At 62.0% G+C, this 22,151-nt stretch carries 22 protein-coding genes and 1 riboswitch; of the genes, 14 read left to right on the plus strand and 8 right to left on the minus strand.

Features of this window, described 5'->3' with window-relative positions:
* The first annotated feature begins 11 nt into the window (after nt 1-11).
* From bioB to bioD, 4 genes are read left to right on the plus strand one after another with little or no spacing between them, the layout of a single operon-like run.
* Complete coding sequence (bioB, locus tag ACP3TA_RS12065; RefSeq protein WP_033652413.1) at nt 12-1,049, plus strand: biotin synthase BioB; 1,038 nt, start codon at nt 12-14, stop codon at nt 1,047-1,049.
* Nucleotides 1,049-2,200: an 8-amino-7-oxononanoate synthase gene (gene bioF, locus ACP3TA_RS12070; RefSeq protein WP_426784617.1), complete on the plus strand. Its 1,152-nt coding sequence runs from the start codon at nt 1,049-1,051 to the stop codon at nt 2,198-2,200. The genes bioB and bioF overlap by 1 nt, the downstream gene beginning before the upstream one ends.
* Nucleotides 2,184-2,951 (plus strand): malonyl-ACP O-methyltransferase BioC, encoded by a 768-nt coding sequence (gene bioC / locus ACP3TA_RS12075; protein WP_198808970.1) that lies wholly within the window; start codon nt 2,184-2,186, stop codon nt 2,949-2,951. Before bioF ends, bioC begins: the two co-directional genes overlap by 17 nt.
* A complete protein-coding gene (bioD, locus tag ACP3TA_RS12080; protein ID WP_033642233.1) occupies nt 2,944-3,624 on the plus strand; it encodes a dethiobiotin synthase in 681 nt (226 codons plus the stop codon). Before bioC ends, bioD begins: the two co-directional genes overlap by 8 nt.
* A gap of 53 nt (nt 3,625-3,677) precedes the next feature.
* Here bioD and ACP3TA_RS12085 read toward each other — a convergent pair whose 3' ends face one another.
* Both ACP3TA_RS12085 and ACP3TA_RS12090 read right to left on the minus strand, forming a co-directional pair.
* Entirely contained in the window at nt 3,678-5,312 is a 1,635-nt protein-coding gene (locus ACP3TA_RS12085; RefSeq protein ID WP_047025675.1) for a hypothetical protein, read from the minus strand.
* A 129-nt stretch (nt 5,313-5,441) separates the two neighbouring features.
* Complete coding sequence (locus ACP3TA_RS12090; RefSeq protein WP_033642235.1) at nt 5,442-6,152, minus strand: ATP-binding cassette domain-containing protein; 711 nt, start codon at nt 6,150-6,152, stop codon at nt 5,442-5,444.
* A gap of 453 nt (nt 6,153-6,605) precedes the next feature.
* Here ACP3TA_RS12090 and ACP3TA_RS12095 point away from each other — a divergent pair, with 453 nt between their 5' ends.
* The 3 genes from ACP3TA_RS12095 (at nt 6,606) to ACP3TA_RS12105 (ending at nt 9,645) form a co-directional block, all read left to right on the plus strand.
* Complete coding sequence (locus ACP3TA_RS12095; protein ID WP_255326645.1) at nt 6,606-6,734, plus strand: hypothetical protein; 129 nt, start codon at nt 6,606-6,608, stop codon at nt 6,732-6,734.
* A gap of 531 nt (nt 6,735-7,265) precedes the next feature.
* Complete coding sequence (gene uvrB / locus ACP3TA_RS12100) at nt 7,266-9,278, plus strand: excinuclease ABC subunit UvrB (protein ID WP_033642236.1); 2,013 nt, start codon at nt 7,266-7,268, stop codon at nt 9,276-9,278.
* A 100-nt stretch (nt 9,279-9,378) separates the two neighbouring features.
* Complete coding sequence (locus ACP3TA_RS12105) at nt 9,379-9,645, plus strand: VF530 family DNA-binding protein (RefSeq protein WP_004939783.1); 267 nt, start codon at nt 9,379-9,381, stop codon at nt 9,643-9,645.
* A 6-nt stretch (nt 9,646-9,651) separates the two neighbouring features.
* Here the strand turns inward: ACP3TA_RS12105 and yvcK are convergent, their stop codons facing one another.
* Entirely contained in the window at nt 9,652-10,569 is a 918-nt protein-coding gene (gene yvcK / locus ACP3TA_RS12110; protein ID WP_033642237.1) for a uridine diphosphate-N-acetylglucosamine-binding protein YvcK, read from the minus strand.
* Nucleotides 10,570-10,905: 336 nt separating this feature from the next.
* A riboswitch (molybdenum cofactor riboswitch) is annotated at nt 10,906-11,050 on the plus strand.
* Between yvcK and moaA the strand changes: the two genes are divergently transcribed.
* The 6 genes from moaA (at nt 11,037) to ACP3TA_RS12140 (ending at nt 14,599) form a co-directional block, all read left to right on the plus strand.
* The gene (moaA, locus tag ACP3TA_RS12115; RefSeq protein ID WP_016928681.1) at nt 11,037-12,023 is read left to right on the plus strand and encodes a GTP 3',8-cyclase MoaA; all 987 of its coding nucleotides are present in this window, start codon (nt 11,037-11,039) and stop codon (nt 12,021-12,023) included. Its footprint overlaps the riboswitch before it by 14 nt.
* 24 nt (nt 12,024-12,047) lie before the next feature.
* Entirely contained in the window at nt 12,048-12,563 is a 516-nt protein-coding gene (gene moaB, locus ACP3TA_RS12120; RefSeq protein ID WP_033642238.1) for a molybdenum cofactor biosynthesis protein B, read from the plus strand.
* Nucleotides 12,564-12,566: 3 nt separating this feature from the next.
* On the plus strand, nt 12,567-13,046 hold the full coding sequence (gene moaC, locus ACP3TA_RS12125) for a cyclic pyranopterin monophosphate synthase MoaC (RefSeq protein WP_164107172.1): 480 nt from the start codon (nt 12,567-12,569) through the stop codon (nt 13,044-13,046).
* Nucleotides 13,043-13,288 carry a molybdopterin synthase sulfur carrier subunit gene (gene moaD / locus ACP3TA_RS12130; RefSeq protein WP_004939768.1) on the plus strand — a complete coding sequence of 82 codons (246 nt, stop codon included), beginning with the start codon at nt 13,043-13,045 and terminating at the stop codon, nt 13,286-13,288. The genes moaC and moaD overlap by 4 nt, the downstream gene beginning before the upstream one ends.
* 2 nt (nt 13,289-13,290) lie before the next feature.
* Nucleotides 13,291-13,758: a molybdopterin synthase catalytic subunit MoaE gene (gene moaE / locus ACP3TA_RS12135; RefSeq protein ID WP_033642239.1), complete on the plus strand. Its 468-nt coding sequence runs from the start codon at nt 13,291-13,293 to the stop codon at nt 13,756-13,758.
* Nucleotides 13,759-13,888: 130 nt separating this feature from the next.
* A complete protein-coding gene (locus ACP3TA_RS12140; RefSeq protein WP_004939761.1) occupies nt 13,889-14,599 on the plus strand; it encodes a Bax inhibitor-1/YccA family protein in 711 nt (236 codons plus the stop codon).
* Nucleotides 14,600-14,668: 69 nt separating this feature from the next.
* On the opposite strand, the gene ACP3TA_RS12145 is transcribed toward ACP3TA_RS12140, so the two are convergent.
* The 5 genes from ACP3TA_RS12145 to cecR are packed head-to-tail and all read right to left on the minus strand — an operon-like array spanning nt 14,669 to nt 20,387.
* Nucleotides 14,669-15,775, minus strand: a complete 1,107-nt coding sequence (locus ACP3TA_RS12145; RefSeq protein ID WP_164119972.1) for an ABC transporter permease — start codon at nt 15,773-15,775, stop codon at nt 14,669-14,671.
* Nucleotides 15,776-15,787: 12 nt separating this feature from the next.
* On the minus strand, nt 15,788-16,942 hold the full coding sequence (locus ACP3TA_RS12150) for an ABC transporter permease (RefSeq protein ID WP_015377020.1): 1,155 nt from the start codon (nt 16,940-16,942) through the stop codon (nt 15,788-15,790).
* Nucleotides 16,939-18,675, minus strand: coding sequence for an ATP-binding cassette domain-containing protein (locus ACP3TA_RS12155; protein ID WP_164119973.1), 1,737 nt, complete (start codon nt 18,673-18,675; stop codon nt 16,939-16,941). Before ACP3TA_RS12155 ends, ACP3TA_RS12150 begins: the two co-directional genes overlap by 4 nt.
* Before the next feature lie 8 nt (nt 18,676-18,683).
* A complete protein-coding gene (gene hlyD, locus ACP3TA_RS12160) occupies nt 18,684-19,670 on the minus strand; it encodes a secretion protein HlyD (protein ID WP_033642244.1) in 987 nt (328 codons plus the stop codon).
* A gap of 18 nt (nt 19,671-19,688) precedes the next feature.
* Nucleotides 19,689-20,387, minus strand: a complete 699-nt coding sequence (gene cecR, locus ACP3TA_RS12165; RefSeq protein ID WP_033642245.1) for a transcriptional regulator CecR — start codon at nt 20,385-20,387, stop codon at nt 19,689-19,691.
* 297 nt (nt 20,388-20,684) lie between these two features.
* Here cecR and rhlE point away from each other — a divergent pair, with 297 nt between their 5' ends.
* Nucleotides 20,685-22,064, plus strand: a complete 1,380-nt coding sequence (gene rhlE / locus ACP3TA_RS12170; protein WP_042783890.1) for an ATP-dependent RNA helicase RhlE — start codon at nt 20,685-20,687, stop codon at nt 22,062-22,064.
* The last annotated feature ends 87 nt before the right edge of the window (nt 22,065-22,151 follow it).

The following is a 22,151-nucleotide window of genomic DNA, read 5'->3' on the forward strand; positions in this document are numbered from 1 at the left end:
GAGACGCCATGATGGCCGACCGCATTCACTGGACAGTAGGGCAAGCCCAGGCCCTGTTTGATAAACCGCTGCTGGAACTGCTGTTCGAAGCGCAAACCGTACACCGCCAGCACTTCGACCCGCGTCAGGTGCAGGTCAGCACGCTGCTGTCGATCAAGACCGGCGCTTGCCCGGAAGACTGCAAATACTGCCCGCAGAGCTCACGCTACAAGACCGGCCTGGAGTCGGAGCGGCTGATGCAGGTCGAGCAGGTGCTGGAATCGGCACGCAAGGCCAAGGCGAACGGTTCGACCCGTTTTTGCATGGGCGCGGCGTGGAAGAACCCGCACGAGCGCGATATGCCTTATCTGCAGCAAATGGTGCAGGGCGTGAAAGCGATGGGCATGGAAACCTGCATGACGCTGGGCACATTGGATGGCACCCAGGCCGAACGGCTGGCGGAGGCCGGGCTGGATTACTACAACCATAACCTCGACACCTCGCCAGAGTTCTACGGCAACATCATCACCACCCGCAGCTACCAGGAGCGCCTGGATACGCTCGACAAGGTGCGCGACGCCGGCATCAAAGTGTGCTCCGGCGGCATCGTCGGGCTGGGTGAAACGGTGCGCGATCGCGCCGGGCTGCTGGTGCAGCTGGCCAACCTGCCAAAACCACCGGAGAGCGTGCCGATCAACATGTTGGTGAAGGTGAAAGGCACGCCGCTGGCGGATAACGATGACGTCGATCCGTTTGATTTCATCCGCACCATCGCGGTGGCGCGCATCATGATGCCATCTTCTTATGTCCGTCTCTCCGCAGGCCGCGAACAGATGAACGAACAGACGCAGGCGATGTGCTTCATGGCCGGCGCCAACTCGATCTTCTACGGTTGCAAGCTGCTGACCACGCCGAATCCGGAAGAAGACAAAGACCTGCAGCTGTTCCGCAAGCTGGGGCTCAACCCGCAGCAGACCGCAACCGAACACGGCGACAACCAGCAACAGCAGGTGCTGGCCAAGCAACTGCTGAACGCCGATACCGCCGAGTTTTACAACGCGGCGCCGTGATGAGCTGGCAGCAACGCATCGAGCAGGCGCTGGCTGAGCGGCGCCTGAACGCCGCCTACCGCCGGCGACAGACCACCGAGGGCGGCAACGGCCGCCAGATCCGGCTCGGCGATCGTCTCTATCTGAACTTCTCGGGCAACGACTACCTGGGCTTGAGCCAGGATGCGCGGGTGATCGCCGCCTGGCAGCAGGGCGCGCAGCGTTACGGCGTCGGCAGCGGCGGTTCGGGCCACGTGACCGGTTTTAGCGCAGCGCATCAGGTGCTGGAAGAGCAACTGGCGGCGTGGCTCGGCTATCCGCGCGCGCTGCTGTTCATCTCCGGCTACGCCGCCAACCAGGCGGTGCTGGCGGCGTTGATGCAAAAGGGCGATCGCATTTTGGCCGATCGTCTCAGCCATGCCTCGCTGCTGGAGGCGGCGGCGCAGTCGCCGGCCGAGCTGCGCCGGTTCCAGCACAATCAACCGCAGGCCTTGGCGGATCTGCTGGCCAAACCCTGCGACGGGCAGCGGCTGGCGGTCACCGAAGGGGTGTTCAGCATGGATGGCGACGGCGCGCCGTTGGCGGAGCTGCATCGCTTAACCCGTGCGGCGGGCGCCTGGCTGATGGTGGATGACGCCCACGGCATCGGCGTGCGCGGTGAGCAAGGCCGCGGCAGTTGCTGGCAGCAGGGTGTGCGCCCTGAACTGCTGGTGGCGACCTTCGGCAAGGCGTTCGGCATCAGCGGCGCGGCGGTGCTGTGCGATGAGGCGACCGCCGAGTATCTGCTGCAGTTCGCCCGCCATCTGATCTACAGCACCGCGATGCCGCCGGCGCAGGCCTGCGCGCTGCAGGCGGCGCTGGTCTGCATTCGAGAGGGCGATGACCTGCGCGCCCGGCTGCAGGACAACATTCGGCGTTTCCGCCAGGGCGCGGCGCCGCTGGCGCTGACCCTGACGGATTCCGACACCGCCATCCAGCCGCTGCTGGTGGGGGATAATCAGCGCGCGCTCGATCTGGCGACCCGCCTGCGCGAGTGCGGCCTGTGGGTGAGCGCCATCCGTCCGCCGACGGTGCCCCCGGGCGGCGCGCGGCTGCGCATTACCCTGACGGCGGCGCATCAGCCGCAGGATATCGATCGTCTGCTGGAGGTATTGCATGACGTCAGTCAATGACACGGTGAACAAACAGGCGGTCGCCTCGGCCTTCAGCCGTGCCGCCGGCAGCTACGATGCCGCCGCTGCGCTGCAGCGTGACGTTGGCGAGCGCTTACTGGGGATGGGAAGTCCCCATCCGGGCGAACGGCTGCTGGACGCCGGCTGCGGCACCGGCTATTTCAGCAGCCTGTGGCGCGAGCGCGGCATGCAGGTAACCGCGCTCGATCTGGCGCCGGGCATGCTGGAGGTCGCCCGCCAACGGCAGGCTGCGCATCATTATTTGCTGGGCGATATCGAACAGGTGCCGTTGCCCGATGCGGCGATGGATATCTGTTTCAGCAGCCTGGTGGTGCAGTGGTGCAGCGATCTGCCCGCCGCGCTGGCGGAGCTGTATCGCGTGACCCGCCCCGGCGGCGTGATCCTGTTTTCCACGCTGGCGGCGGGCTCGCTGCAGGAATTGGGGGACGCCTGGCAACAGGTGGACGGCGAACGTCACGTGAACGCCTTTTTGCCGTTGACGCAGATCCGCACCGCCTGCGCCGCCTATCGACACGAACTGGTGACGGAGTTGCGTATCCTGAACTACCCGGACGTGATGACGCTGATGCGTTCGCTCAAGGGCATCGGGGCGACGCATTTGCATCAGGGGCGCGAGGGCGGCCTGATGTCGCGCGGCCGCCTCGCCGCGCTGCAGGCGGCTTACCCGTGCCGGCAGGGGCAGTTCCCGCTCAGCTATCATCTGGCTTATGGAGTGATTTATCGTGAGTAAACGTTGGTTCGTGACCGGCACCGACACCGAAGTGGGGAAAACCGTCGCCAGCAGCGCCTTGCTGCAGGCCGCCAACCGGGCGGGCTACCGCAGCGCCGGCTATAAGCCGGTGGCCTCCGGCAGCGAGATGACCGCCGAGGGGCTGCGCAACGGCGACGCGCTGGCGCTGCAGGCCAACAGCGGCGTGGCGCTGGATTACGACGAAGTGAACCCTTACGTATTTGCCGAACCGACCTCGCCGCATATCGTCAGCGCCGATGAAGGCCGGCCGATCGACGCGGCGCGGCTGTCCGACGGCCTGCGCCGGCTGGAGCAGCGCGCCGATTGGGTGCTGGTCGAGGGGGCCGGCGGGTGGTTTACCCCGTTGTCGGCGGAGTACACCTTCGCCGACTGGGTGCGGCAAGAGCAACTGCCGGTGATCCTGGTGGTGGGCATCAAGCTGGGCTGCATCAACCACGCGGTGCTGACGGCCCAGGCGGTGCAACAGGCCGGGCTGACGCTGGCCGGTTGGATCGCCAACGACGTGGCGCCGCCGGGGCGGCGGCATCAGGAATACCTGGCTACGCTGCGCCGTATGCTGCCCGCGCCGCTGCTGGGCGAAATCCCGCACCTGCCGCAGGCCGAACGGGCGCCGCTGGGGCAGTATCTGGATATCAGCTTGCTGGCGCAGTGAGAGGTTCTGGCTGATGAATCACAACGCCGGGTCTTATGACCCGGCGTTGGCTTTTACATAGCGGTAATACAGGCGTTATCGAGATAAAGCACGCCATTTTTCGCCAGGGCAAACAGGTTGAACGTCAGGATGACATGGGTCGCCCAGACCGGGACTTTTCGTCGATTGGCGTTGAAACGATATTCGGTGTACTCGGCGTAAGCATCGGCTTTCAAGGCGGCGTCCCAGGCTGCCGGCGCGGCTTTGGCGATGAGCGAGACGCCGTTGTCCGCATGGTCCTGGATACAGGCATATTGCAGCGTCGCGAACAGATTGCCGGTACCGCCGTTGACCGTTTTCAGGGTAAAACAGGCGCCCAGCTGCTCATATTGCGCGGCGGGCACGATCACTCTCACTCCGGCGTTGGTATTGGCGTTGCCCAACTTGGTCACTTTCAGGGCATTGCTGCCGTTGACGCCCGCGCCGGCTTCGATACTGATAGTCACTGCGTCTGAGGTAAAGGGCTCGCTGATCGTGCCGCCTGTCACTTCCCAGCCAAACGGCTTAGCGGAAAAGGCGAACTCACCGTCTTTTAACTTGTTATTCACGGCGCCGACCAGCGTCTGGATCCCGGCGCCACCCCCACCGCCATCCAGTCGGCTATTGACGATGACAAAGTCGCCGGTACCGCTGAAATAGCGGCCGCTGGCGGTTCGTACGCCATAGAACTTCACGCTGTCGACGATAATCCCGCTACTGCCGGCCTCGGCGTAAAACAGCGACGCTTGCGCCAGTCGGCCGCCGGCGACGATGATTTCGCCGCCGTGAATCAACAGCGATGCATTTTGATTGGCGCTGCAACGGAAGGGAATTTCCGTGAGCGGACTATTACCGTTGTTGAATTCCATATGGCAGCCATGCAATTCAATGCTACCGGCCTCAACGTCGGCAATCGAGCCGGCATAGTCGATCGAAGTGCCGAACAGGCGGAAGGCGCCGTTGGGGTTAGCGTTGCGAACGGCCAGCCCCTGGGAATTGCCGAGGGTGCCACCGAAGAAGTTGATGCCTTCACCGAAGTTTTGGGCGCCGCTGTTCGTTGAAGGCATATGCAGGCACTCAAAACAGCGAATGACTTCACAGGCGTAGTGGTGGGCGATATAGGCATTGGTACCGTAGTACAGGCCGTAGTAGAAGCCGGAAATATAGACGTTATTGACGGAAAAGTTGCCCAGCGGGCCTTCAGGCGAATCGAAACGGACGCCGTCGATATAGGTGTATTCGATCGTCGTTTCATCTTTGCTGTTGTTAATCCTGGCGCCGATGCCCTTTACGGTGAAATCTTTCATGATAGGCGCCGGGCGAATAGGAACGTTGCTATCCAGCGCGCCGTTGCTGGTATAGCAGCGCAGGAAATAGTTATGGTCGCTTTCCGTGCCGTTGGGGATCTCGGTAGTGACGTTGACGCCGTTGCCGTCGATATAGACGAATCCGACATTGATATCGGTTTTAGGCGCCGTCCAAAGGGCAAAAGGCGCGGCGAATCTGACAATCGCAGGGCGTTTTAACGTTTTGATGATAAAGTCTTGTGCGCCGACCAGTTCGTCGCGCGAACTGACGTAAATGCCTTCAATATTAAGACGTTCCTGCAGGCTCCAGTTTTTGTTGCGCAAATCCGCGTATTGAATAAATGCCGCGTTGTTGTCTGTCATGCTTACATCCCTCGATATTATGGTGTCGGTGTGACCCCTATCGAGTATGAAAAGATGGCCGGCCCATGCCTATTGGGCGCAGACCGGCCGTGACTGATACAACAGCAACCTAATCGCTAACCCGAGCACTCACTCCGCCAGCCCGGCGCCGATCAGCGCCTCATCCAGCTGCGCCAGCGCGCCGTGCGCCACGGTGCGCCCGCTATCGAGCAGACAAAAACGATCCGCCACCCGGCGCACGAACGGCAGCTGATGCTCTACCAGCAAAATGGTCATGCCCAACTCATAGTTGAGCCTGCGGATCACGTTGCCGATGTCGGCGGCGATCGAGGGCGGTACGCCCGTCGTCGGTTCGTCGAGGATCAGCAGTGCCGGCTCCTGCGCCAGCGCACGACCAATCGCCAACTGGCGTTGAGCGCCTTCGCACAGATCGCCGGCGCGGCGGGTGCGCATCTGGCGCAAATTGGGAAACAGGCTGTAGATCAGCGGCGGAATGCGGTAAGGGGCGCCGCGCACGGCCATCTGCGCCACTTGCAGATTCTCTTCCACGCTCAGCTGCGAGAAGAGTTGCCGCCCTTGCGGGACGTGGCTGATGCCGAGTGCGGCGCGGCGCTCCATCGGTTGCAGCAGCAGGTTTTGCGGCGGCTGATCCGCCGGCTGCCAGGTCATGCTGCCGCTCACCACCGGCAAATGCCCCATGATGCAGTTGACCAGCGTGGTCTTGCCCACGCCGTTGCGCCCGAGCAGCACGGTGCACTGGCCGCGCGGCAGCTCCAGGTTGATGTCCCACAGGGTATGATTTTGCCCGTAAAATTGATTGACCGATCTCAGACTCAGCATGTGGCATTCTCCTCATAGACATAGGCGCCCGTTCCACTCGTTGGTGGGGTGCTGCAAAGGCCGCATTGGCGGTTGATTTCCCGAGTGTGGCAATGTCCGGAACAAAATGCCGTCCCTCCGATTCACCTGAGCAATGTCTGCGGTGGACGGAAAGACAGTCAATATGTCGTGAAAAACGACGTTTATGACGACTTGGTGTCGTTCTCGCGCTTTTACGAGGCATAGCCAGGCGGCGGTTGCACGCCGCATTCGGCAGCGCATTATGCTGTCGCGCCTCGTTCGCACGCGGGAAGATAAAGCAACTCCCAGGCCAGTTTTGCCACTGGCCGAAAAGGGGGAGTGTTATCGCTTTGTTAACCGCCTGTCAGGCTCGACGCGCTCTGCCGCGGCGGCCTGAAAATACGCCGGGAAGTTAACCCGGACGTTTTTTGCACTCTTGTGGTGCTCTCCGGCGTGGGCGTGGTGCAAGGCGTTGCGCCGCCGTCAAGCGCGATCGGCGTGAAAGGGGGCAATGCGATTTTGGCAATGGGGATTTTTAGTATTAATCGGCATAAACAAAGCGATATTTTTATGAAAAAATAACTAAAAAAGCCATTTTGGCGAGTGTAAAGGGCGAAAAGCTTTCTTTCTGTAACTCCCGCCACGGGCGGGGCGGTGAGAGTTATCCACTATTCCTGTGGATAACCTTGTGCATTAGATTTAGAAAAACGCTGTAAAGCGAGAGCCGACGCGGGTTCTGTTCGCTTTGTCCGCAATCTCGTCTTTTTATTAAAACTATTAATTATCAATAAATTAACTAAAATCAAGACGCCAGGGCATTGATCGGGTTTCTATGTGTGATTTTTCGCCGCGGTGCTATCAATAAGTTAATTTTCGGCAAGTTCTGGGGATAAATCTGTTATTGACAATAAAAATGTCACCCCGCTGTAACCTCACGGTGCAACGGCGTTGCCGCGCTGCCGGGCGCAGCGACGAATCCGCTTGAAGCTGGTTTTATATCCAGTATCATGGGCACTGGCGCAAATCGCCGACACTTTCCATAATTAGGGGCCACGTCCGGCGTAGAGCCGGCTGGCCGCCTGAGCGCGCGCATCTCCACAGGGTAGCCGAGCAATGAGTAAACTTTTCAAACTGCATTCTGATTTCAAACCGGCCGGCGATCAGCCGGAAGCCATCCGCAAACTGGAAGAGGGGTTGGAAGACGGCCTGGCGCACCAGACGCTGCTGGGGGTAACCGGCTCGGGCAAAACGTTCACCATCGCCAACGTGATAGCCGATCTGAATCGGCCGACCATGGTGCTGGCGCCGAACAAGACGTTGGCGGCGCAGCTGTACGGCGAGATGAAAGAGTTTTTCCCGGAGAATGCGGTGGAGTACTTCGTCTCCTACTACGACTACTACCAGCCGGAAGCCTACGTGCCCAGCTCCGACACCTTCATTGAAAAAGACGCTTCGGTGAATGAGCACATCGAGCAGATGCGCCTTTCCGCCACCAAGGCGCTGCTGGAGCGGCGCGACGTGGTGGTGGTGGCGTCGGTGTCGGCGATCTACGGCCTGGGCGATCCGGATCTTTACCTGAAGATGATGCTGCATCTGACCAAGGGCATGATCATCGATCAGCGCTCCATTTTGCGCCGGCTGGCGGAGCTGCAGTATTCCCGCAACGATCAGGCTTTCCAGCGCGCCACCTTCCGCGTGCGCGGCGAGGTGATCGACATCTTCCCGGCGGAGTCGGACGAGCTGGCGCTGCGCGTTGAGCTGTTCGACGACGAAGTGGAGCGGCTGTCGCTGTTCGATCCGCTGACCGGGCAGATTGAGCAGGTGGTGCCGCGTTTTACCATCTACCCGAAGTCGCACTACGTGACGCCGCGCGAGCGGATCATTCAGGCGATGGAAGAGATCAAGGTCGATCTGGCGGACCGCCGCAAGGTGCTGTTGGCCAACAACAAGCTGCTGGAAGAGCAGCGCCTGACGCAGCGCACCCAGTTCGATCTGGAGATGATGAACGAGCTGGGTTACTGCTCGGGCATCGAAAACTACTCGCGCTACCTTTCCGGGCGCGCCGAGGGCGAGCCGCCGCCGACGCTGTTCGATTACCTGCCGGCGGACGGCCTGCTGGTGGTCGACGAATCCCACGTCACCATTCCGCAAATCGGCGCGATGTTCAAGGGCGACCGCGCGCGCAAGGAAACGCTGGTGGAGTACGGTTTCCGCCTGCCGTCGGCGCTGGACAACCGCCCGCTGCGCTTCGAGGAGTTCGAGGCGCTGGCGCCGCAGACCATCTATGTCTCCGCCACGCCGGGCAAATATGAGCTGGAGAAATCCGGCGGCGATCTGATCGACCAGGTGGTGCGCCCGACCGGGCTGCTGGATCCGATCGTGGAAGTGCGGCCAGTCGCTACTCAGGTGGACGATCTGCTCTCCGAGATCCGCAAGCGCGCGGCGATCAACGAGCGCGTGCTGGTGACCACCCTGACCAAACGCATGGCGGAAGACCTGACCGAATACCTGGAAGAGCATGGCGAGCGCGTGCGCTACCTGCACTCGGATATCGACACCGTGGAACGCGTCGAAATCATTCGTGACCTGCGTCTGGGCGAGTTTGACGTGCTGGTGGGCATCAACCTGCTGCGTGAGGGGCTCGACATGCCTGAGGTGTCGCTGGTGGCGATTCTGGACGCCGACAAGGAAGGCTTCCTGCGTTCCGAACGTTCGCTGATCCAGACCATCGGCCGCGCGGCGCGTAACCTGAACGGCAAGGCGATCCTGTATGGCGATCGCATCACCGATTCGATGGCCAAAGCGATCGGTGAAACCGAGCGGCGGCGCGCCAAGCAGCAGGCTTACAACGAAGCCAACGGCATCGTGCCGCAGGGGCTGAACAAGAAGATCGGCGACATTCTGCAGATTGGCCAGCCGGTCAACCGCGCCAAGGGTAAAGGCAGGGGCAAGGCGGCGGACAGCGGCGCTCAGCTGCAGAACCTCACGCCGAAAGCGCTGGATCAGAAAATCCGCGATCTGGAAGCGCAGATGTATACCCATGCGCAAAATCTGGAGTTCGAGCAGGCGGCTGCGTTGCGCGACGAGATCCACCAGCTGCGCGAGCAGTTCATCGCGATTTCCTGACCGTTGGACGGCGCCCGCGCTGTGGGCGTCAAAATTCCTTGTCGGCCGCGTCAAAGCTGTTATGGTGTGCGGCCCGATTTGACCACGAAGAGTACCGAACATGAGCCAACACCAGTCTAAAGACCCGCTGCACGGCGTGACGCTGGAGCAACTGCTGAATAAACTGGTGGATCACTACGGTTGGTCCGAGCTGGGCGCGCGCATTCGCATCAACTGCTTCCGCAGCGATCCGAGCATCAAGTCCAGTCTGAAATTTTTGCGTCGCACGCCCTGGGCGCGTAAAGAGGTGGAAGATCTGTATATCGATATGGTCAGCCATCCCGCCCCAGCCAGCGATAATCCCTGGCTGCGCGGGCGAGACGGTTAAATTCGGTTAGCGGCGGTCGGCCAGCTCTACCAGCGCTTGATCCAGCGCCTGGCGCAGCAGCTGGCGATCGTGGCGATAAGGGATGTCGCTCGCTTCCAGCGGTTGCTGAATCACCACCCGATCCTGCACTTCACTGGCGTCCACCGCCGGGCCGACGATCAGCGCATCGATCATCCGGCGGCCGATCTTCTCTTCCATCAGCGTCAGCTTGTCCTTTAACGACAGCGCCGCGGCGGCCACGCTCAGCTCGCGGCCGAGGTTGCCGATATAGATCATGCTGGCGCTGCTGCGGCGCAGCGCCTGGGTGAGATCGTCGAGCAGCAGCAGCGGCATCAGGCTGGTGAGAAAACTGCCCGGCCCAATCAGGATCACGTCGGCCTGCGCGATGGCGTCCAGCGCTTCGCGCGTGGCGTTGACCGGGGGAGACAGCATCAGCTCCTGCGGCATATGAGTCAGTTGGTCAACATTCACTTCACCGTAAACATGGTTGCCTTCGTGATCGTGCGCCATCAAATCCACCGGCTGTTCCGACATCGGGATCAACGCCGCGTCCACCTTCAACAGGCTGCGCACCAGGTTGATCGCTTCCAGCGGGCGCACGCTCAGGTGATCCAGCGCTTTCAACATCAGGTTGCCGAGGTTATGGCCGGCCAGTTCGCCGTTGCCGCTGAAGCGGTATTCGAACATCGCCGAGGCGACGCTCGGCTCGGTGATCAGCTGGTTGAGACAGTTGCGGGTATCGCCCCAGGCAATGCCGCCTTCCGAACGGCGGATGCGGCCGGTGGAACCGCCGTTGTCGGTGGTGGTAACGATGCCGGTCAGGCGGGAGCCTAAGGACGACAGGGCCGACATCACACGGCCCAGGCCGTGTCCGCCGCCCAACGCCACCACGCGGTCGAGATCGGCCAGGGTACGATTACGCATAAATTTCCTTACAAAGGGGCTGAACTGCCCGCATAAGGTAGCGGATCCGGCGTAAAAACGCGATATACCCGTTATCCTTGACGTTGCCTCTGGGGGGAGCGGGCTTGCCGTCGGGAGGCGACGCCCATTATTTAGGGGATAAAGAGTGCCATTTGCGTGATTCTGGTCAATTCGCCCGCGTAAGCGATGTTTATCATGGTTTACCCGATTACGCGGCGTCTAAAAACGCTGTATAGACAGTTATATAGCGAATTAACGCGTTGGCTATCGTTGCCGATTAGCGCTAGAATTCTGCTGAAAACCACGGTTTCATTCCGGCTACTCAAGGTAGCGGGAAGAGAAATCAAACTCCTAGCCCCTGCGCCTACGTTGTTCATCCGGAACGATATGGCGCTTGGGCCGTGGCGAAGTCAGCCACCAGGGTGCAGAGGGGAAACGCTCGCATCTCCCGACTTTGGAAAGGTGTTATGGTACCGCAACTCATTGATGCTTATGAGCGCAAGTTCTATTACCTGCGCTTGTCGATCACCGACGTGTGCAACTTTCGTTGCACCTACTGTCTGCCCGACGGCTACAAGCCGAGCGGCAGCCCGAAAAGCTTCCTGTCGCTGGATGAAATCCGCCGCGTCAGCCGCGCGTTCGCCGAACTGGGCACCGAAAAGGTGCGCCTGACCGGCGGCGAGCCTTCGCTGCGCCGCGACTTTACCGAGATCATCGCCGCCGTGCGGGAAAATCCGGCCATCCGCACGTTGGCGGTCACCACCAACGGCTACCGTCTGGCGCGCGACGTCGCCGCCTGGCGTGACGCCGGTCTGACGGCGATCAACGTCAGCATCGACAGTCTGGATCCCCGCCAGTTTCACGCCATTACCGGTCAGGACAAGTTCCGCCAGGTGATGGACGGCATAGACGCCGCCTTCAGCGCCGGTTTCAGCAAGGTCAAGGTCAACGCCGTGCTGATGCGCGACGTCAATCACCAGCAACTCGGCGCGTTTCTCGCCTGGATCAAGGATCGGCCGATCCAGCTGCGCTTTATCGAACTGATGGAAACCGGCGAGGGGGGCGAACTGTTTCGCAAACACCACGTTTCCGGCGAAGTGATTCGCCTGCAGCTGGAGCAGCAGGGTTGGCAGCGCCAGGCGCGTGGCCGCAGCGACGGCCCGGCGCAGGTGTTCAGCCACCCGGACTACCAGGGTGAGGTGGGTCTTATCATGCCGTATGAAAAAGACTTCTGCGCCAGCTGCAACCGGCTGCGCGTTTCTTCCATCGGCAATCTGCATCTGTGCCTGTTCGGCGAGCAGGGGGTGCCCCTGCGCGATCTGCTGGCGGATGACGGCCAGCTCGACGCGCTGAAGGCGCGCATTCAGAGCGGGCTGCTGAGCAAGAAGCAGACCCATTTCCTGCATCAGGGCAACAGCGGGATCACCCAGAACCTGTCGTTTATCGGCGGCTGACAGCCAATAGGAGCTTATTGAACCATGAGCCATGCGAGCAGCGAGTTTATTCCGGCGCATATCGCCATCCTGACCGTGTCCGACAGCCGCGGCGCGGCGGAAGACACCTCCGGCCAATATCTGCAGGAAGCGGCGCAGGAAGCCGGCCATCAGGTGGTGGATCGCGCCATCGTCAAAGATGACATTTACCAGATCCGCGCACGGGTTTCCGCGTGGATCGCCGATGACAACGTGCAGGCGGTGCTGATCACCGGCGGCACCGGTTTTACCGCGCGCGACAACACGCCGGAAGCGCTGTTGCCGCTGTTTGACAGAGAGGTGGAAGGGTTCGGCGAACTGTTCCGCATGGTGTCGTACGAAGAGATCGGCACCGCGACGATCCAGTCGCGCGCGCTGGCCGGTCTGGCCAACCGCACGGTGATTTTCGCCATGCCGGGCTCCACCCGCGCCTGCCGCACCGCCTGGGAGCGGATTATCGAAGAGCAGTTGGACGCGCGCCATCGCCCGTGCAACTTCCAGCCCCATTTGAAGAAGCCCTGAGTCATGACACAGCTAACCCACATTAACGCCGCCGGCGAAGCCCATATGGTTGACGTTTCCGCCAAGGCCGAAACGGCGCGCGAGGCGCGCGCCGAAGCCTTCGTCGAGATGCTGCCCGCCACGCTGGCGATGATCGTCGATGGCAGCCACCACAAGGGCGACGTGTTCGCCACGGCGCGTATCGCCGGCATTCAGGCGGCCAAACGCACCTGGGAGCTGATCCCGCTGTGCCACCCGCTGATGCTGAGCAAGGTCGAAGTGCAGCTGGAGGCGCAAACGGAGCACAGCCGGGTGCGCATTGAAACCTGCTGCCGGCTGACCGGCAAAACCGGCGTCGAGATGGAAGCGCTGACCGCCGCCTCGGTGGCGGCATTGACCATCTATGACATGTGCAAAGCGGTACAGAAAGACATGGTGATCGGCCCGGTGCGCCTGCTGGCGAAAAGCGGCGGCAAATCCGGTGATTTTAAGGTGAACGCATGATCGATATTCTTTTCTTCGCGCAGGTGCGCGAACTGGTGGGCACCGGCGCGCTGTCGATGCCGGCGGATTACCCGACCGTCGAGGCGCTGCGTCAGGCGCTGTGCGCGCGCGGCGATCGCTGGGCGCTGGCGCTGGAGTCCGGCAAACTGCTGGCGGCGGTCAATCAGTCGCTGGTGGCGGCGGATCACCCGCTGCGCGCCGGCGATGAAGTGGCCTTCTTCCCGCCGGTTACCGGGGGGTAAGCATGGAAAACACCCGCATTCGCGTGGGCGAAGCGCCGTTCAACGTCGGCGACGAGTATCAGTGGCTGGCGCAGTGCGACGCCGACGGCGCGGTGGTGACCTTCACCGGCAAGGTGCGCAACCATAACCTCGGGGACGACGTCAGCGCGCTGACGCTGGAACACTACCCCGGCATGACCGAGAAGGCGCTGGCGGAGATCGTGGCCGAGGCGCGCAGCCGTTGGCCGTTGCAGCGCGTGACGGTGATCCACCGCGTCGGCGCGCTGTATCCCGGCGACGAGATCGTGTTCGTCGGCGTGACCGGCGCGCACCGCGGCATGGCGTTCGCCGCCAGCGAGTTCATCATGGACTACCTGAAGACCCGCGCACCGTTCTGGAAGCGCGAAGCGACCGGCCAGGGCGATCGTTGGGTGGACGCTCGCGACAGCGATCGTCAGGCCGCGCAGCGCTGGCACGACGCGGCTAAATAACGCCTCAACAGCGGAAACAAATCAAGACCTTTGCCGCTTTCGCGCGGCCTATTCTGTGGTACGCTTATAGCAGGCGAAGCCCCGTTTACGGGGCTTCGGAATCTTGTTTACAACGCAAAAGGTAACCGTCATGGACCGATATCCACGCTCTAATGGTTCAATCGTCGAACGTGCCAACAGCGGCATTCAGGCCTACATGGCGCAGGTTTACGGCTGGATGACCTGCGGTCTGCTGCTGACGGCGTTCGTTTCCTGGTATGCGGCCAATACGCCCGCGATCCTCAACTTCATCTTCTCCAGTCAGATCACCTTCTTCGGTCTGATCATCGCCCAGTTGGCGCTGGTGTTCGTGATTTCCGGCATGGTCAACCGCCTGAGCGGCGCGGTGGCCACCTCGCTGTTCATGCTGTACTCGGCGCTGACCGGGCTGACGCTGTCGAGCATCTTCATCGCGTACACCTACAGCTCGATCGCCAGCACTTTCGTAGTCACCGCCGGCATGTTCGGCGCGATGAGCCTGTACGGCTACACCACCAAGCGCGATCTGAGCGGCTTCGGCAGCATGTTGTTCATGGCGCTGATCGGCATCGTGCTGGCTTCGCTGGTGAACATCTGGCTGAAAAGCACCGCGCTGATGTGGGCGATTACCTACATCGGGGTGGTGGTGTTCGTCGGCCTGACCGCGTACGACACGCAGAAACTCAAGGCGATGGGCGAGCAGCTGAACGCCGATGATAAAGACGGCTTCCGCAAGTACGCCATCGTCGGCGCGCTGACGCTGTATCTCGACTTCATCAACCTGTTCCTGATGTTGCTGCGCATTTTCGGCAACCGCCGCTAAATCCGTCGTCTCTCATGCCTTAGGGTATCTGCGATCAAAAAGCTCTGCATGTGACATGCAGAGCTTTTTTTATGCGATTTTGCGGCGGAACAGCGCATAGGCGGCGCTGCCGGTGGTGGCGGTGATCACCAGCAGCGGCCACAGGCTGTGCCAGATGATGCTGAAACTGGCGTCCTTCAGGTAGATCTGCTTGGTGATGTCGGTGAAGTGGCGTATCGGGTTCACCCAGGTCAGATCCTGCAGCCACACCGGCATATTCTCCACCGGCGAGACGTAACCCGAGAGCAGGATCGCCGGCATCATGAACACGAACACGCCGATGAACGCCTGCTGCTGAGTGGCGCACAGCGACGAGATCAGCAGGCCGAAACCGACCAGCGACAGCCCGTAGATCAACATGGTGGCGTAGAACAGCAGCAGCGATCCGGCGAACGGGATCTGGTACAGGAAGATGCCGATCAACAGCACGATGCTGGCCTGGAAGCTGGCGACGATCAGCGCCGGCACCGCCTTGCCGATAAAGATTTGCCAGGTGGTGAGCGGCGAGACCAGCAGCTGTTCCAGCGTGCCCTGTTCGCGTTCGCGCGCCACCGACAGCGAGGTGACGATCAGCACGCCGATGGTGGTGATCATGGCGATCAGCGACGGTACCACAAACCATTTGTAGTCCAGATTCGGGTTATACCAGTTGCGCACCACCAGTTCGCTGTTGTTGGGTTTCGCGCGGTTGCCGAGCAGCTCGTTCTGATATTCCTGCACGATCTGCTGCACGTAGTTGGCGGCGATCTGCGCGCTGTTGGAGTTGCGCCCGTCGAGCAGCAGCTGCAGCGGCGCGGTGTGGCCGGCGGCGATATCGCGCGAGAACTGCGCCGGGAAGCGGATCAGCAGCAGCGCCCGCTGGTTGTCGATGGTGGTCTTTATCTCCTGCGGATTGCGCAGCAGCAGCACATGGGAGAAGGCTTTGGCCTTGGCGAAGCGTTGGGTCAGCTCCACCGAGGCCTGGCCGCTGTCCTCGCTGTAGACCGCGATGGTGGCGTTGGTGACTTCCAGCGTCGCGGCGAACGGGAACAGCAGCACCTGCAGGATCACCGGCATGATCAGGATGGCGCGGGTTTGCGGATCGCGCAGCAGCGCCTGCATTTCCTTGATGATAAGCGTCAACAGACGGTGAAACATCGCTCTTTCTCCTTAATCCAGCCGGCGCTGGGTTTTCCAGGCCGTCAGGCCGATGAACACCACGGCGGAAGCGATCAGGAACAGCAGATTGATCGCCAGCACGGTGCCGACGTTGCCCGCCAGGAACAGCGTTTGCAGCGTGCTGACGAAGTAACGCGCCGGAATGATGTAGGTCACCGCGCGCACGATGGCCGGCATGCTGTCGATCTGGAAAATGAAGCCGGACAGCATGATCGACGGCAGAAAGGCGGCGTTCAGCGCCACCATCGCCGCGTTGAACTGGTTGCGGGTGAGGGTGGAGATCAGCAGGCCCATGCCGAGGGTGCTGGCGAGGAACAGGCTGCTGATCAGCAGCAGGATCGGCAGCGAACCGCGATAGGGCACGCCGAGCACCCACACCGCCACCGCCATGCACAGCGCCATGGCGATCATGCCGAGGAAGTAATATGGGATCAGCTTGGAGAGCAGCAGCTCGCTGCGCGTCACCTGGGTGGACAGCAGGGCCTCCATGGTGCCGCGTTCCCATTCGCGGGCGATCACCAGCGAGGTGAGAATGGCGCCGATCACCGTCATGATGATGGTGATGGCGCCGGGAATGATGTAGTGCCGGCTGATGGCCGCCGGGTTGAACCAGTAGCGCATCTGCACGTCAATCAGCGGCTGGTCGCTGCTCCCCCGATCGGCGGCGCGTTGCTGCTGCCATACTTGCCATACGCCCTGGGCATAGCCCTGCACGAAGTTGGCGGTGTTCGGCTCGCTGCCGTCGGTGATCACCTGGATAGGGGCGCTGTCGTGCGGGCGCGCCATGCGCTGGTCGAAATCCACCGGGATCACCACCAGGCCGCGGATCGTGCCGGCCTGCATCTGCTGGATCAGCTGCTGGCGGTTGTCGCTGATGGTCGGTTCGATATAGGGCGAACCGGCGAAGGCGTGGGCCAAATCGCGCGCGTCTTCGCTCTGTTGTTCCATCAGAATGCCCAGATGCAGCTTGCTGGAGTCCAGGTTGATGCCGTAGCCGAAGATAAACAGCAGCATCAGCGGGATAACGAAGGCGATCAGGCCGCTGCTGGGATCGCGCAGTATCTGCCGCGTCTCCTTCAGGCACAGCGCGCGCAGCCGGCGCCAGGAGAAGCCGCCGTCGTCGAATGGGGGTCGGTTATCGCTCACCGCGTTTCCTCCTCGTCGTAGCCCTGCACCAGTTCGATAAACGCCTGTTCCATCGAGGGGTTGGGGTTGTCGTCGCGCGCTACCTGTTGTTTGAGATCGTCCGGCGTGCCGGCGGCGATGATCTTGCCGCGATACACCAGGCCGATGCGGTCGCAGTATTCCGCCTCGTCCATAAAGTGGGTGGTCACCATCACCGTGACGCCCTTGTCGACCATGCCGTTGATGTGCAGCCAGAACTCGCGCCGCGTCAGCGGATCGACACCGGAGGTCGGTTCGTCGAGGAACAGAATATCCGGTTCGTGCATCAGCGCGCAGGCCAGCGCCAGGCGTTGCTTGAAGCCGAGCGGCAGGGCATCCGGCGTCTGATCGAGGATCGGCGCGAAGTTGAAGGCGCGGGACATCTCGTTGATTTTGTCGCGCTGCGCCTTGCCGCTCAGGCCGTAGACGCCGGAGAAGAACTTCAGATTCTGCGCCACCGTCAGGTTGCCGTACAGCGAGAATTTTTGCGCCATGTAGCCGAGGCGTTGGCGCGCCTTGCCGGAACTGGTCTTCAGATCCATCCCCAGCACCAGCGCCTTGCCGCCGGACGGCACCAGCAGGCCGCACATCATTTTGAAGGTGGTGGACTTGCCGGCGCCGTTCGGGCCGAGAAGGCCGAAGATTTCGCCGCGCCGTACCTGAAAATCGACGTGATCGGTGGCGGCGAAATCGCCGAATTTCTTGGTCAACTGCACCGCTTCGATCACCGTTTCACCGCCTTTGCCGTCAACGGTCGGCATGATCTCCGCCAGCGCCGAGCGATGGTTGGGGCCGCCGCCGAGCAGATCGATAAACGCATCCTCGAAGCGCGGATCCGCTTCGTCCAGTTCGGCGTCCGGCAGATCCAGCGTCTGCAGCAGCTGCCGATGATCTTCGCCTTCTTTCAGGATCAGGCGCAGGTACTTGCCCTGGATCACGCCGTCGGTGACCGCCGGCAGGCAGATCGCCCGCTGCAGCAACGATCGATGGCTGCCGGGCGGCGCGGCGATCAATACCGTGCGTCCGGCCATGCGCTGGGTCAGATCCTGCGGCGCGCCGCTGAACAGCAGCTCGCCCTCGTTGAGCAGCAGCACTTCGCGACACTGCTCGGCCTCATCGAGATAAGAGGTGCTCCACAGGATCAACATGCCGTCGTTGGCCAGCTCGTGCACCATGCGCCACAGCTCGCGGCGCGAGATCGGATCGACGCCGACGCCCGGTTCATCCAGCAACAGCACCTGAGGTTCGCCCACCAGCGTGCAGGCCAGTCCCAGTTTCTGCTTCATGCCGCCGGACAGCTTGCCCGCCAGGCGCTCGGTGAAGCGGGTCAGATCGGTGAATTTCAGCAGCCGTTCGAAGGTCTGGCGGCGAAGATCGCCGGTGACGCCGCGCAGATCGGCGTACAGCGTCAGGTTCTCCATCACCGTCAGATCCTCATACAGCCCGAACTTCTGCGGCATGTAGCCGAGGATCGCATGCAGTTGGCGATCCTGGCCGATCGGATCCAGCCCGGCGACCCGCAGTTTGCCGCTGCTTGGCTTCAGCAGCCCGGCCAGCATGCGCAGCAGGGTGGTTTTGCCGGCGCCGTCCGGGCCGACCAGTCCGATGACCGCGCCGCTGCGCAGGGTGGTGGTCAGGCTGGCGACCGCCGGTTTCTCAAGCGACGGGAAGCGCTTTTCCAGCCCTTCCAACTCGATGGTGTGCGCCTGTTCCATGGCCGGCCTCAGGGTTTGGCGAAGCGCAGGGTGACCGGCATGCCCTGACGCAGCGCATCGTCGGCGTCGGTGACGATCACCCGCAGGCGGTACACCAGATCGGTGCGCAGATCCGGCGTTTCAACGCTTTTCGGCGTGAATTCCGCGGTCGGCGAGACGAAACCGATCTTGCCGTGGTAAGGCTTGCCGGGGCGGCCGTCGGTGTAGATCTCCAGCTCGGTGCCGGGCACAGCCTGGTTCAGGCTGGTTTCGTTGACGTAGGCGCGCACCCACACCGGCCGGGTCAACGACAGGGTGAACACCGTGCCGCCGGCGCCGAGCATGGTGCCCGGCTCTACCGCACGGGTCAGCACCGTGCCGGCGGAAGGGGAGAGCAGCGTGGCGTCTTGCAGGTTCAATTGCGCCTGCGCCAACGCCGCTTCGCTTTGCGCCACCTCGGCCTTGGCCTGTTCAATCTCTTGCGGGCGGTTGCCGCTGCGGTATTGCGACAGTTTGTCTTTCGCCGCTTGCAGATTGGCCAGCGCCTGGTTGCGGGCGGTGCGCGCATCCTCCAGCGCGTCGGCGGAGGTGGCGTTTTTCGCCCACAGCCCTTGCTGGCGCTTCAGGAAACTGTCGGCGTAGGCGAAAGCGGACTGGCGCTGCGCCATTTCTGACTGCACCTGGGCTATCTCTTCGCTGCGATAGCCGGCCTGCAGCAGCGACAGTTTGGCGCGCGCGCTGCCGACGTTGGCTTCGGCCTGTTGCAGCGCGTTGCGGTAGGGAGCATCGTCCAGTTTGCCGAGCAGCTGGCCCGGCTGAACGGTATCGCCTTCATCCACCGTCAGCGACGCCAGGCGGCCGTCGACGCGAAAGCCGAGGTTGACCGTGCGGATATCGACGTTGCCGTACAGCGTCAGCGGCCTCTCCTGCTGCTGTTGGTAATGCCATACCCCGTAAGCGACGGCCGCGATCAGCAGAATCAACAACACGATCAAGGCACTGCGTTTTTTGTTCATAACACTCCCTGCCTGAATTTACGCGCCGTGACGTTGGCGCAGCCCAATAACTAAAATCTCGATATGCTCGCTCAGCACCGCCGCGATTTGCGCCGCTTCGCCCTCACCAATCTCTTGCCAGCCGGCCTGACGGCGGATGGTCTCCCGCGCTACGCGGAACGACAGCACCTCGCCGATCAGCGCATGGGTATGCAACACGAGGCGGGCGGCGCGTTCGTCGATGCCGGTGGCGGCCGACAGCAGGCGGCACAGCCGTTCGTGCATCGGCGCGATCACCTGGCGGTGGATCAGCGGGTAGGCGTCGGTTGGGGCAAGCTGTTCGCGCGACATGATTTTGCTCAGATTCAACGTGTGCGGCTGGGTCATCAGCTCGCTGAAGGCCAGCAGGCCACGCTGCAGCAAACGCAGCGCCGCGTCGGGCGATCGCTGTGCGGCAGGCTGCTGCCCAAAGCGATCGACCTCTTCGGCCAGCGGGGCGAACGCCTGCTGGATGAAATCGGCGAGCGACTGCGCCACGGCCAGATACAGCCCCTCTTTGGAGCTGAAGTAGTAGGTGATGGCGGCGATATTCTGGCCGGCGCGCTGGGCGATATCGCGGGTGGTGGCGCCCTGCAGGCCATATTCACCGAACAGGTCGGTCGCCGCGGCGAGCAGTTGCCGACGCGTTTGCTCGCCGCGCGCCCGGCCGGCAGCCTGATGAGGGACGGAAGCTGGCATAGGTCACGCTCAAAGTTAATCAATCATATGATTAACTTTATGCCAGATTGTTTAAAACGCAACCGCTAACCACAATGAGTTATGTGACCGACTTCAGATAATGCTGAATTTACGGCAGATTGTGCTCTCTGCACGTAAAAGTGCTTTTTATTGCGCGACTTCTGTTACAATCGCCGCCTGGTGCACTGCAGTTTGTGCCAATCCCTCGTGGTCATGCTTAATGCCCCGTCTGATCATCCTCCCAGGAAACTGCACCGAACACTGTTAGGTTAGGGGGGATCTGGAGTTTTTCTCTTTATGTCATTTGAAACCCTCGGCTTAAGTGCTGAAATTGTGCGCGCTGTTGAAGAACAGGGCTATCGCGAACCGACGCCAATTCAGCGTCAGGCTATCCCTGTCGTGCTGGAAGGTCGTGACCTGATGGCCAGCGCCCAGACCGGCACCGGTAAAACCGCCGGTTTTACCCTGCCGCTGTTGCAGCTGCTGAGCAAGCATGACCATCCGGTCAAAGGCCGTCGCCCGGTGCGCGCGCTGATCCTGACGCCAACCCGTGAGCTGGCGGCGCAGATCGGCGAAAACGTCGATGCCTACAGCAAACACCTGCGCCTGCGTTCGCTGGTGGTGTTTGGCGGCGTGAGCATCAACCCGCAGATGATGAAGCTGCGCGGCGGCGTCGATATCCTGGTGGCGACGCCGGGTCGTCTGCTGGATCTGGAACATCAGAACGCGGTTGACCTGTCCAAAATCGAAATTCTGGTGCTGGACGAAGCGGACCGCATGTTGGACATGGGCTTTATCCACGACATCCGCCGCGTGCTGGCCAAGCTGCCGGCCAAGCGCCAGAACCTGCTGTTCTCCGCCACCTTCTCCGACGACATCAAGGCGCTGGCCAACAAACTGCTGCATAACCCGGCCTCGGTGGAAGTGGCTCGCCGCAATACCGCGTCCGAGCAGATCGAGCAGAGCGTGCACTTCGTCGACAAGAAGCGTAAGCGGGAACTGCTGTCGCAGATGATCGGCGAAGGCGACTGGAAACAGGTGCTGGTCTTTACCCGCACCAAGCACGGCGCCAACCACCTGGCGGAACAGCTGAACAAAGACGGCATCACCGCCGCGGCGATCCACGGCAACAAGAGCCAGGGCGCCCGTACCCGTGCGCTGGCCGATTTTAAAGACGGCCGCATCCGCGTGCTGGTGGCGACCGACATTGCGGCGCGCGGTCTGGATATCGACCAGTTGCCGCACGTGGTGAACTACGAGCTGCCTAACGTGCCGGAAGACTACGTGCACCGCATCGGCCGCACCGGCCGCGCGGAGCGTACCGGCGAAGCCATCTCGCTGGTGTGCGTGGATGAACACAAGCTGCTGCGCGACATCGAGCGTCTGCTGAAGCGTGAAATTCCGCGCATTGCGCTGCCGGGCTACGAGCCGGATCCGACCATCAAGGCCGAGCCGATCATCAACGGCCGCCAGGGTGGTGGACGCGGCGCGCCGCGCGGCAACGGCGGTGGCCAGCGTTCCGGTAACGGCGGCGGTCAGCGCAGCGGTAACGCCAACGGCGGCCAGCGTGAAAACCGTGGCAACGGTAACGGCAACGCTCGCCCGCAGGGTGACGGCCAGCGCCGTTCCGGCGCGCCGGCCTCGCGTCGCCCGCGCAACCGCAAACCGGCCGAATAAGCCCGATTGCGCAAAAGCAAGCCGCCTGTATGGGCGGCTTTTTTTTTGCCTGGCGGAACGGCATTTTCGTACTAGGCTGGACGGTGG

The sequence above is a fragment of the Serratia sp. 2C06 genome, assembly GCF_050037615.1.
GTDB classification, from domain to species: domain Bacteria; phylum Pseudomonadota; class Gammaproteobacteria; order Enterobacterales; family Enterobacteriaceae; genus Serratia; species Serratia ureilytica.